Here is a 10402-nt window from a genome sequence, read left to right on the forward strand (position 1 = left end):
CACTGACGGCAGGTACGCGCTCGCACGCTTCCTCAGCGCTCGATGTGGATGCCCGACGCCATCTGCTTGGCCTTGTGCTTGGCCACCGCCGCGGCCGAGGCGACGTGCTCGGGGCGCTGGAAGGCACCCGGCCTCACGCGCAGCAGGCCGGCCGAGACCGTGGTCATGGGGAAGAAGCGCACCACGCCATCGCGGTCTTCTGCCTCGATGCCGCCATGGGCTGTGGCCTCTTCGTCGAAGAGCGACTGGGCCTGGGCGTTGAAGCTGCGCACGGCGGCCTCGATGCGCGCCTGCCAGTCTTCGCTCTGAAAGAGGACCACGAAGTCGTCGCCGCCCACGTGGCCGACAAAGTCGCGCCGAACGTCGCAGTGCGCCACCAGCGTCCGGGCGATGAGGCGGATCATCTCGTCGCCGCGCCAGTAGCCGTAGTAGTCGTTGTAGGGCTTGAAGTGGTTGAGGTCGGCATAACAGGCCACGAAATCGGCCTTGTTCTGCAGCAGCCGCCCGATGTGCAGCGTCAGCGGGATGTTGCCTGGCAGGAAGGTGAGCGGGTTGGCGTGGCGGGCGGCCTCGATGCGCAGTTCGGTCACGGCACGCACCAGGCGCTCGCCCGAGCCCATGCCGGCATAGCGGCCGTCGCGGGTGACGATGAAGCCTTCGGTCAGGTAGCGCTGGTCTTCGGAAGTGAGGACCTCGGTGAGCTCGTCCAGGCCGATGCCGGCCTCCAGCACCATGGGCTGGGTGTTGGCGAACATCAGGCAGGGACGGTCGCCATAGAGCTCCTTGAAATAGGGCTTGGAGTAGTGCGAGAAGAAGGTGTGGCGGTTGACCAGGCCGATGGGCAGGCCCTCTTCGCTGACCACGGCCATGGCCTTGAGCGTGTCATCGCCCAGGAAGCGGTCGGCGGCCTCTTTGTGGCTTGCGCCAGCCTGCAGGGGGCGCACGCGCTGCTTGATCTCGCCGAGCTTGAAGTCCTCGCGTCCACTGCGGGCCTTGCGCGGCAGCACCGCGATCTCGCGGCTGGCGATGACGTCGACCGACTCGGGCAGGAGTTGCGGTGCGGCCATGGCACCGGGACGGCCCAGGAAGTAGCCCTGGCCGAACTCGATGGAGAGGTCTCGCAGCACGCGCAACTCGTCGGCGGTCTCGATGCCCTCGGCCACCATCTGGGTGCCAAAGGTCTCGGCGATGGCCTTGAGCGCCCGCACGGTCTGCACCTTGTCAGGGTGGCTGGCGATGTCCTTGGTGAAGTACTTGTCGATCTTCACGTAGTCGGGCTTGAGCTCGGCCCACAGGCGCAGGCTGGAGCGGCCGTCGCCAAAGTCGTCGAGGGCCAGCTGCAGCTTGCGCTGCTTGAGCAGCTGGATGGCCTGCAGCAGGCGGGGCATGTGGTCGACGCGTTCGTGCTCGGTCACCTCGATCACCAGGCGGTGGGTGCGCACCCCCAGCTTGTCGACCAGGGTCCAGACGCCGTGGCCCACCGGGTGCATGGCCAGCTGGGCCAGCGAGCTGGCGCTGAGGTTGACGAAGAGCTTGCCGGGCATGCCCTGCACCGTCCACGCCTGCAGGGCGAGCTTGACGCAGTAGACCTCCAGCTCGAAGGTCACGCCCTGGGCCTGGGCCGCGGCAAAGAGGTGGTCGGGTTGGGCCAGGGGGTGGCCTTGCGGGCCGCGCACCAGGGCCTCGTGGCCCAGCACCTCGCCGTCACGCAGGCGGCCGATGGGCTGGAAATGGGTCTGCAGCAGACCGCAGGCCATGATTTCCTGCACGGTGAGCAGGCGGGTCTCCTGCTCTGTGGGGATGGTCGGGTGGGCTTCGGTCAGGCCGTGGCGGGTGATGGCATCGGTGTTCATGCGGGCTCCCTTTGCGTGCTGCTGCACTATCGGAACCCAGGCTAAGCCCCTTGAGGCCCATCTCCATGAAGGTTTTGTGACAGCGGTGGCCGCCGCCTCAACAGCACTTCCCCGCCCGCCCCCCGTACCGTGCTTCCTGCCGCTCGCGGAAGAAGGCTTCGTAGCTCATGGGTTCAAGCTCGGGGTGGGTGCGCTCGAAGTGGTTGAGGTAGGCCTCGTAGTCGGGCAGGCCCACCATGAGCCGCAGGCTCTGGCCGAGGTAGCGGCCAGCCTGTCCGAGCGTGCCCATCCAGCCTGTTGCGCTGCGGGGGCCGACGGCTTGGGGTCCGTTGGGGTCAACGGTCGCCAGCGTGGTGTCGCTCATGGTGATCCTTGAAAGGGGGATGCGGTCAGGCGCGGGCCAGGTCAGGCGGACACGGCGTTGGCCGGCAGCTTCTGGTAAGCCGTTTCCTTGGCGGTGGCACGGCGGTTGGCCAGGGCCTCGCGGCAGGTCTTGACGCTGTAGACCAGCACGGTCAGCACCACGAAGAGGAAGAGCACGCACAGGGCGGCGTCCAGCCGGTCGTTGAAGATCACGCGGCCCATGGCCTCGGGGGTCTTGGCGGGCGCCAGCAGCTTGCCTTCGGCCAGGGCCGCGGCGTACTTGTCGGCATGGGCCAGAAAGCCCACCTTGGCATTGTCGGAGAAGACCTTCAACCAGCCGGCCGTGAGGGTGCAGGCCAGCAGCCAGGTGGCGGGCACGATGGTGACCCAGGCGTGGCGCTCGCGCTTCATCTTGAACAGCACCACGGTGCCCAGCATCAGGGCCACGGCGGCCAGCATCTGGTTGGCGATGCCGAACAGCGGCCACAGGGTGTTGATGCCGCCCAGCGGATCGACCACGCCCTGGTAGAGGAAGTAGCCCCAGGTGGCCACGCACAGGCCGGTGGCCAGCAGGTTGGCGGGCAGGCTGTCGGTGCGCTTCAGTGCCGGCACGAAGCTGCCCAGCAGGTCCTGCAGCATGAAGCGGCCGGCGCGGGTGCCGGCGTCCACCGCGGTGAGGATGAACAGCGCCTCGAACAGGATGGCGAAGTGGTACCAGAAGGCCATCATGCCTTCGCCACCGATCACCTGGTGGAGGATCTGGGCCATGCCCACGGCCAGGGTGGGCGCCCCACCGGCGCGGGCCAGGATGGTGTTTTCGCCCACGTCCTTGGCGGTCTGGATCAGCACATCGGGCGTGACCACAAAGCCCCAGGTCGACAGGGTGGCGGCCACGGCTTCGGGCGTGGTGCCCACGAGCGCCGCGGGGCTGTTCATGGCGAAGTACACGCCGGGCTGGATGCACGATGCCGCGACCAGGGCCATCACGGCCACGAAGGATTCGGCCAGCATGCCGCCGTAGCCGATGAAGCGGGCGTGGGTCTCGTTCTCCAGCATCTTGGGCGTGGTGCCCGAAGAGATCAGCGCGTGGAAGCCCGAGACGGCCCCGCAGGCGATGGTGATGAAGAGGAAGGGGAAGAGGTCACCCGACCAGACCGGGCCGTTGCCTTGGGCAAACTGCGTGAGCGCGGGCATCTGCAGGGTGGGCGCCACGATCACGATGCCGATGGCCAGCGCCACGATGGTGCCGATCTTCAGGAAGGTGGAGAGGTAGTCGCGTGGGGCCAGCAGCAGCCACACGGGCAGGGTGGCGGCGACGAAGCCGTAGCCGATCAGCATCCAGGTGAGGGCCTTGCCATCGAAGGTGAAGGCGGCATTCAGGGCGGGGTGCTCGTGCACGTACTGACCGCCCACGATGGCCAGCATCAGCAGCACGAAGCCGATGATAGAGACCTCGCCGATGCGGCCCGGGCGGATGTAGCGCACATAGATGCCCATGAACAGCGCCACGGGGATGGTGGCCCCCACGGTGAAGGTGCCCCAGGGAGAGTGGGCCAGGGCCTTGACCACGATGAGGGCCAGCACCGCCAGGATGATGATCATGATCATGAAGGCGCCGAACAGCGCGACCATGCCGGGCACGGTGCCCATTTCCTGCTTGACCAGGTCACCGAGGGAGCGGCCATCGCGGCGGCTGGAGATGAAGAGCACGATGAAGTCCTGCACCGCGCCGGCGAAGACCACGCCGGCCAGCAGCCACAGCAGGCCGGGCAACCAGCCCATCTGCGCGGCCAGCACCGGGCCCACCAGGGGGCCGGCACCGGCGATGGCGGCAAAGTGGTGGCCGTAGAGCACGTACTGGTTGGTGGGCACGTAGTCGAGGCCGTCGTTGTGCGCCCAGGCGGGCGTCTGGCGGGTGGCGTCGAGCTGCAGCACCCGGGTCGCGATGAAGAGGCTGTAGTAGCGGTAGGCGATCAGGTAGACGCAGACCGCGGCCACCACCACCCACAGGGCGCTGATGGTTTCACCACGCCCCAGGGCGATGGTGGCGAGCGCGAAGGCGCCCAGCAGTGAAACGAGCAGCCACCCCAGGTGGCGCTTGAGCTTGTCGAACATGGATGTCTCCTCGGGAGGGCGGCCACGCGGTGCGTGCCGGTGGCCAGGGTGTGGGAGCAGTGTCCTGAAACCCGGGGTGCGGCGCATCCGTCGCACTGCGCAGGGGGGCTCTGTGGGAGTACGTACTCGCAAACCCGGATGCCATCGCGGCCATCGCCCAGTGGCATCGCAGGGGCGCCCCTTAACATGGGCGCATGCTCACCCTTGCCCAGCTCCTGCCCTTCCTTCTGGCCGCCCTGCTGCTCACCGCCACGCCGGGGCCCGACAACCTCATGGTGCTGGGCGTGGGGATGTCGCAGGGGCGGCGCGCGGGCATGGCCTTTGGCCTGGGCTGCGCGCTGGGGTGCCTGAGCCACACCCTGCTGGCCGTGGTGGGCGTCAGCGCCCTGGTGGCCGCCTCGCCGCTGGCATTCAGCCTCCTGAAAATGCTGGGCGGCGCCTACCTGATCTGGCTGGGCGCCCAGGCCTTGCGCCACGCGGGCGCAGCGCGTGTGGGCCAGGAGGCCGGCCAGCCCACCTCGCTGTGGCGCCTCTTTGCCAAGGGCCTGGTGGCCAATGCCATCAACCCCAAGGTCGTGCTCTTTTTCCTGTCCTTCCTGCCGCAGTTCGTGGTGGCGGCGCAAGGCGCGGTGCCGCTGCAACTGGGCCTGCTGGGCGGGGTGTTCACCTTGCAGGCCGCCCTGTTGTTTGGCGTGCTGGGCTGGTTTTCCGGCGGAGTGGGCGCGTGGCTGAACCGCCGCCCGGGCGTCGGGCCCTGGCTCGATCGCCTGGCGGGAGGGGTGTTTGTGGCGCTGGGGCTGCGCATGGTGGTGGCACGGTGAAGACCGTGCTCACCTGAGGAGGCCTTGGGCGGCCTGCAGGTCAGATCGCAGAAGGTAGCCCTGTGCGGCCACGGCGCGAGCGGCGGCCTTGGCTTTCAAGGCGTAGGCGGCGTGACTCCCGTGGCGTTGCAGGAACTCCGATTCGCTGAAGTCCCGGTGGTGGCCTGCGAGCAGGCATCCCAGCGCCTCACCGTTGGGGGCCGTGTAGGAAGTCGGCACCGTGAACTGCGGCAGGCGCACGCCACCCAGCACCTGGCCCTGCGCGTCTCGCATCACGGCGCCCTTGGCGTCTCGCTGGAACAGCAGGGTGGCGGGCGCAGGCTGGCCGGTTTCTGCCCAGCGGCGCACGCTGTGGAGGGCCGCGTTCAGCACCAGACCCGTGTCGACCTTGCTGAACAGCGGGCTGAGCCTGCACCCCTGCGCGCCCATCATCTGCGTGAAGGTCATGGGTCCATGGGGCCCTGACACCGACTGGTCACGCAGCAGCATCTGGTCGACGTAGTTCACCGCATAGAAGGACGCATGGGACGTGCCGGCCACTTCCCAGACTCGCGTGTAGGCCGAGGTGCTCACGGGGGGCTGGAAGCCTGAGAGCGCCTCGCTGTTGACGCTGATGGCCGGGGTGGGCAGGTCGGCGCGCATCTGCTGCGCCAGATCGAGGAACACGAAGCCATCAAAGAACCGGTAGAGCGGCTGGATGGTGTTGTAGTACAGCGAAAGCCGCATGGCCGATTGGGATTCGCCCAAGGCCACCACCTTGCGCACCGTCAGGCCAGGCAAGGGGCGAGCCGGCGCGGCGTTGTCCTTCAATGCCTTCGAGACCTGGGTCATGATGTCCCATGACAGGGGGTCGCCCGGGCAGGCGGTGCCCGGTGGGCAGGCGTCGATCGGCGCGCCCGTTTGCGGGTCGGTGCTGTCGGCGGTCACGCTGAGGTCGCCGTAGCGCTGCGGGCTCCAGGTTGTGAGGCGGTCCACCCCCAGGCGCTGCACCGACACCACCGCCACGGCATAGCCCTCGCGCAGCAGGTAGGCGTGCGATTCGGCGAAGGCGAAGTCGATGTCTTGCCCTGCGGTCACGTTGGTCCACTCGACCACCAGGGTGCCGTTGAACCGGGCGGCCTGGGGGGCGCGAACCAGCACCCGGGTGCGGTAGGGCCAGCCACCATCGATCACCTGGGCGGTGGCCTGCGCCCCGGGCAGCACGCCTCGGTAGCGTTGTGCGGTGCCGTTGGCGTAGAACTCCTGTTCGGTGTAGCCGTGGGCGGCCAGGTCGGTGGCGGCGGCACCCATGGCTTGCGTGCCTGGTACATGCACCGGGGTGAGTTGGGCGGCCTCGAGCGGCAGGCGTGCTGCCGAGGTGGGGGCGATCTGTGCCTTGGCGGGGGTGACGGTGTCGGCCAGCGCGGGCAGCGTGCTGGCGCACACGGCGGTGGCACAGGCCCATGCCGAGAGGGTGCGCAGGAGGCGCTGAGGTGTGTGGGGTCGGGTCATGGTGTGGGGCAGGATGGCATGGGGGGACTCGGCTCGGTTCAGCGGCGCGGCGCGGCTTCCACGCCGGACAAGGCCATGACCGGCGGCGGCAGCCGGTCGCCCTGGATGTGCAGCGCACCGAGCGCGGCGTTGAGCTGCTGCAGTTCGCCGGCGCGGAAGGTGACGGAAGCGGCGCCGAGGTTTTCGTGCATGTGCGCCGCATTGGTGGTGCCCGGGATGGGCACGATCCAGGGCTTTTGTGCCAGCAGCCAGGCCAGTGAAAGCTGGGCCGGCGTGACGCCCTTGCGCTGGGCCCACTCGCGCACGAGGGCGACCAGGGCCATGTTGGCGGGCAGCACCTCGGGTGCGAAACGCGGCGAGATGGCGCGGAAGTCCAGGTCGGGCGCCATGGCAAAGCGCGAATCGGCCTTCACGCCACCCGCCAGGAAGCCCATGCCCAGCGGGCTCCAGCACACAAAGCCGATGCCGAGTTCTTCGCACAGTGGCAGCACCTCGGCTTCCGGGCCGCGCCACAGCATCGAGTACTCGTTCTGGATCACGGCCAATGGCAACACGGCGTGTGCCCGGCGCACCGTCTGCAGCCCCGGCTCGGAGAGGCCGAAATGCCGCACCTTGCCGGCGTCGATCAGGTCCTTCACCGTGCCGGCCACGTCCTCGATGGGCACGTTCGGGTCCACGCGGTGCTGCAGCAGCACATCGATGTGGTCGGTGCGGAGGCGGCGCAACTGCGCCTCCACCACCTGCCGGATGTGTGCAGGTTGGCTGTTGCGCCCCCCCGTCAGGCGTTGCCCTGTGACCGGGTCGATGTCGAAGCCGAACTTGGTCTCCAGCACCACCTTGTGTCGGATGCCCTGCAGGGCTTCACCGACGATCTCTTCCGAGAGGAAGGGCCCATACGCTTCGGCCGTGTCGATGAAGCTCACGCCCTCGTCCACGGCTTGCCGGATCAGGCGGATGGCCGCGGGCCGATCGAAGCGGCTGCTGTAGGAGTCGACCACCACGCCTGGCGTGGCGCCGGGGCGCCATTGGCAGCCCAGGCCGACCGGAAAGACCTCGAGCGGGCCCAGCTTGCGAAGGGCGCCCGCTGCGTCGGGCTGGGCGGCAGAGGTGGTGGCGGTGCCCGGGGCGCCGGCTTGGCTGGCGCAGGCCGACAGCAACCAGGGTGCCACGCCCAATGCCGCCGCAGCCGTGCGCATCAGGTATCGGCGTTGCGCCTGCATGTCGGGGGTGGGGCGTGAGGTCGGAGGTGTGTGGTTCATGGTGTGTGCCTGGGTTTACAGCGTCCGAGCGAAGAAGGCCGTGAGCTGCTTGAGGGCCGCGTCGACGTAACGGGGGACCCAATAGGTCTCGATGTGCGTGGCGCCGTCGATGAGGAACAGGGCCTTGTCCTGTGTGCCCGTGGCCTTGGGCAAGGCCTCCTGGCTCATGTAGAGGCTGTCGGCTTTCGAGCCGGCGATCATCAGCAGGGGCTGGGTGATCAGGTCGATGTGGTCGGTGGCGTCCCAGCGCATCAGGTCCAGCAGGCTGCTTTGCGTGTACCGGAACGTCGAGTTCGGGTGGGCGTGCGTTTTCCAGTAATAGGCGTAGCCCTGGCGATAGAGGTCGAAGGGCAGGCTCGCGATCTGTTCGTCGCTGAGGTTCGCGTCGCCCGCGTAGCGCACCTCGCCGCCGGCCGCTTCCTGTGCCCGGGCATCCGACGCCTGCTGCAGGCGCTGCGACACCGTGTCCCGTGCCGAGTCGGCATAGCCATTGCGCCGGACGCGACCTGAATTGAACATGCTCAAGGTGGCCACCGACTTGAACCGCTTGTCGGTCTGCGCGGCGGCCAACGCGTAGCCGCCACCGCCACAGATGCCCAGCAGACCGAGGCGCGACGCGTCCGTGCCGGGGTAACGGGTGATGTAGTCGGCCATGCCATGGATGTCTTCGATGCGCAGGCTGGGCTTGTCCACGTTGCGGGGCAGTCCGCCGCTGGCCCCCTGGTAGGCCGCATCCGCCGTGATGGTGATGTGGCCAGCCTGCGCCAGGCGCTGGGCGTACAGGCCCGCGACCTGCTCCTTCACGCCGCCGTTCGGATGCGCGACCACCAGCGTGGGGTAGCGCTTGCTCGGGTCGTAGCCGGGCGGCGTGTACACGTTGGCCGCGATGGTCAAACCGTTGAGCGTGTACGTGACCGGGTGGATCTGGACCTGCCCCGGCTCGTTGTGCGTGATGGCACCCTCGTAGACCAGGGTGTAGGGGTTCTGGTGAAAGTCGGCCGCCTGCGAAGTGCTGTGGATCAGGCTTGCGGCGGCGAGCAGCGACGAGGTGAAGGTGGAGCGAGACATGGTGCGTGCCGTTTCAGCTGGGGATGACGGTCAGTCTAGGATCGCGATTGACCCGTGAATAGAGGCGAAAAGATTGCTAGATTGGCAAGCCAAAGCGGTCAATCCGATGGCCCTCCACCCCGTATCCTTTGTGGCTTCACCATGGCGCTCAACGAACTTCGCACCATCTCTGTTTTCGTCACGGCGGCCGAACTGGGCAGCCTGCGCAAAACCGCGGAGGCGCTGAACATCAGCCCGCAGGCGGCCAGCCAGGCGCTGGCGCAGCTGGAGCAGCACCTCGACGTCCGGCTCTTTCACCGCACCACACGCTCCATGGCCCTGACCGATGAGGGGCAGCGCTTCCTCGAGGAGGCCCAACCCTCGCTCATGGGGCTCAAGCGGGCCCTGGCCTCGGCGCGCCAGGCCCGGGACGAGATTGCCGGCCCGCTGCGCATCGTCGGGCCCCGGGCGACCTTCCAGGGGCTGCTGTGGCGTCTGCTCGATGAGTTCTGCGAGCGCCATCCACGGGTGGTGCCCGATGTGCAACTCGAAGATCGCGTGGGCAACTGGGTGGAGGACCGTGTCGATGTGGGTTTCCGCCTGGGGGCGTCGGCCCACGAGGGCGTGATCGCGCGTCGCCTGTTTCCGGTGCAGATGCTGGTGTGTGCCTCACCGGCATACCTGCGCACCCACGGTGTGCCCGAGAGCATGGGGGCCCTGGCCATGCACCGCTGCAGCGTCTACCGCAACCCTGGCACCGGGCGTGTGGTGCCCTGGCGCTTCAAGGTGGGAGACGACGAGGTCGATCAGCCCGTGGTGCCCGCGCTGTGCACCAACGACGAGCTCCTGGAGTTGAACGCGGTGCTGGCCGGCAAGGTGATCGGGCAACTGGCGGGGGTCACGGCGGCGCCGTACATCCGTGCCGGCCAGCTGGTCCCCTTGCTGGTGGACCTGATGCCCGATCGCTACAGCTATTTCGTCTACTACGGCAGCCGCAATGCCCAGCCTGCGCGGGTGCGCGCCTTTGTCGACCTGGTGCTTGAGCGGCTGGTCGATCAACCGGCCTACGTCCTGAGCGCACGAGAACTGAAGTTGGCGTCACGCGGCAAACTGCACCCATGAGCACCCACCACTTCCAATGCACCCAATGCGGCCGTTGCTGCGAGGGCCTCTGGTTGCCCCTCTCCATCGCGGAAGCACAAGCCTGGTTGCAGGACGGCCTTGCGGTCGACGTGCTGTGCGAGGCCATCCCCTGGCCGGCCGACCCGCCTGATCAGGGCGATGGCCAGGCCACCTACAAAAAGCAGCGCTCCTTCGCGGCCCGCTCCGGCGCCCTGCCCATCCGCGTGCTCGTGACGCTGGCGGCACCGCAGGGCAGGCGCTGTCCGCGGCTGCAGGAAAACGGCCTGTGCGGGATCTATGCGCGCCGGCCCGCCGTCTGCCGCGTCTACCC

9 protein-coding genes are annotated in these 10402 nt (G+C 68.3%); 3 read left to right on the forward strand and 6 right to left on the reverse strand.

The genetic code is table 11. The features are described 5' to 3' along the window. Positions 1-32: 32 nt before the first annotated feature. The 3 genes from QZ994_RS05775 to QZ994_RS05785 form a co-directional block, all read right to left on the reverse strand. Positions 33-1853: a phosphodiesterase gene (locus tag QZ994_RS05775; RefSeq protein ID WP_290869504.1), complete on the reverse strand. Its 1821-nt coding sequence runs from the start codon at positions 1851-1853 to the stop codon at positions 33-35. Positions 1854-1950: 97 nt separating this feature from the next. Beyond that, entirely contained in the window at positions 1951-2142 is a 192-nt protein-coding gene (locus QZ994_RS05780; protein ID WP_290869530.1) for a YbdD/YjiX family protein, read from the reverse strand. A gap of 116 nt (positions 2143-2258) precedes the next feature. Further along, positions 2259-4331: a carbon starvation CstA family protein gene (locus tag QZ994_RS05785; RefSeq protein WP_290869507.1), complete on the reverse strand. Its 2073-nt coding sequence runs from the start codon at positions 4329-4331 to the stop codon at positions 2259-2261. A gap of 194 nt (positions 4332-4525) precedes the next feature. On the opposite strand from QZ994_RS05785, the gene QZ994_RS05790 reads away from it, so the two are divergent. Continuing rightward, positions 4526-5152 (forward strand): LysE family translocator, encoded by a 627-nt coding sequence (locus QZ994_RS05790; RefSeq protein ID WP_290869509.1) that lies wholly within the window; start codon positions 4526-4528, stop codon positions 5150-5152. 9 nt (positions 5153-5161) lie between these two features. Here the strand turns inward: QZ994_RS05790 and QZ994_RS05795 are convergent, their stop codons facing one another. Genes QZ994_RS05795 through QZ994_RS05805 form a run of 3 tightly spaced genes read right to left on the reverse strand, consistent with a single transcriptional unit; the run spans position 5162 to position 8970 of the window. After that, positions 5162-6643: an alpha/beta hydrolase domain-containing protein gene (locus QZ994_RS05795; protein WP_290869512.1), complete on the reverse strand. Its 1482-nt coding sequence runs from the start codon at positions 6641-6643 to the stop codon at positions 5162-5164. A 38-nt stretch (positions 6644-6681) separates the two neighbouring features. Continuing rightward, a complete protein-coding gene (locus QZ994_RS05800) occupies positions 6682-7902 on the reverse strand; it encodes an aldo/keto reductase (protein ID WP_290869515.1) in 1221 nt (406 codons plus the stop codon). A 15-nt stretch (positions 7903-7917) separates the two neighbouring features. Further along, the gene (locus QZ994_RS05805; RefSeq protein WP_290869518.1) at positions 7918-8970 is read right to left on the reverse strand and encodes an alpha/beta hydrolase; all 1053 of its coding nucleotides are present in this window, start codon (positions 8968-8970) and stop codon (positions 7918-7920) included. A gap of 141 nt (positions 8971-9111) precedes the next feature. Between QZ994_RS05805 and QZ994_RS05810 the strand changes: the two genes are divergently transcribed. Next, positions 9112-10071 carry a LysR family transcriptional regulator gene (locus QZ994_RS05810; RefSeq protein ID WP_290869521.1) on the forward strand — a complete coding sequence of 320 codons (960 nt, stop codon included), beginning with the start codon at positions 9112-9114 and terminating at the stop codon, positions 10069-10071. Next, positions 10068-10402 (forward strand): YkgJ family cysteine cluster protein (locus QZ994_RS05815; protein ID WP_290869525.1); only part of this gene is annotated, 335 nt, incomplete at its 3' end. The genes QZ994_RS05810 and QZ994_RS05815, both read left to right, overlap by 4 nt.

The organism is Aquabacterium sp. (assembly GCF_021768455.1).
In the GTDB taxonomy this organism is placed as follows: Bacteria; Pseudomonadota; Gammaproteobacteria; order Burkholderiales; family Burkholderiaceae_C; genus Aquabacterium.

Excerpts from the sequence above, each read along its gene's own strand:
- QZ994_RS05795 (WP_290869512.1), bottom strand. The coding sequence starts at position 6,643 with ATGACCCGACCCCACACACCTCAGCGCCTCCTGCGCACCCTCTCGGCA.
- QZ994_RS05785 (WP_290869507.1), bottom strand. The coding sequence starts at position 4,331 with ATGTTCGACAAGCTCAAGCGCCACCTGGGGTGGCTGCTCGTTTCACTG.
- QZ994_RS05790 (WP_290869509.1), top strand. The coding sequence starts at position 4,526 with ATGCTCACCCTTGCCCAGCTCCTGCCCTTCCTTCTGGCCGCCCTGCTG.
- QZ994_RS05800 (WP_290869515.1), bottom strand. The coding sequence starts at position 7,902 with ATGAACCACACACCTCCGACCTCACGCCCCACCCCCGACATGCAGGCG.
- QZ994_RS05805 (WP_290869518.1), bottom strand. The coding sequence starts at position 8,970 with ATGTCTCGCTCCACCTTCACCTCGTCGCTGCTCGCCGCCGCAAGCCTG.
- QZ994_RS05780 (WP_290869530.1), bottom strand. The coding sequence starts at position 2,142 with ATGGGCACGCTCGGACAGGCTGGCCGCTACCTCGGCCAGAGCCTGCGG.
- QZ994_RS05775 (WP_290869504.1), bottom strand. The coding sequence starts at position 1,853 with ATGAACACCGATGCCATCACCCGCCACGGCCTGACCGAAGCCCACCCG.
- QZ994_RS05810 (WP_290869521.1), top strand. The coding sequence starts at position 9,112 with ATGGCGCTCAACGAACTTCGCACCATCTCTGTTTTCGTCACGGCGGCC.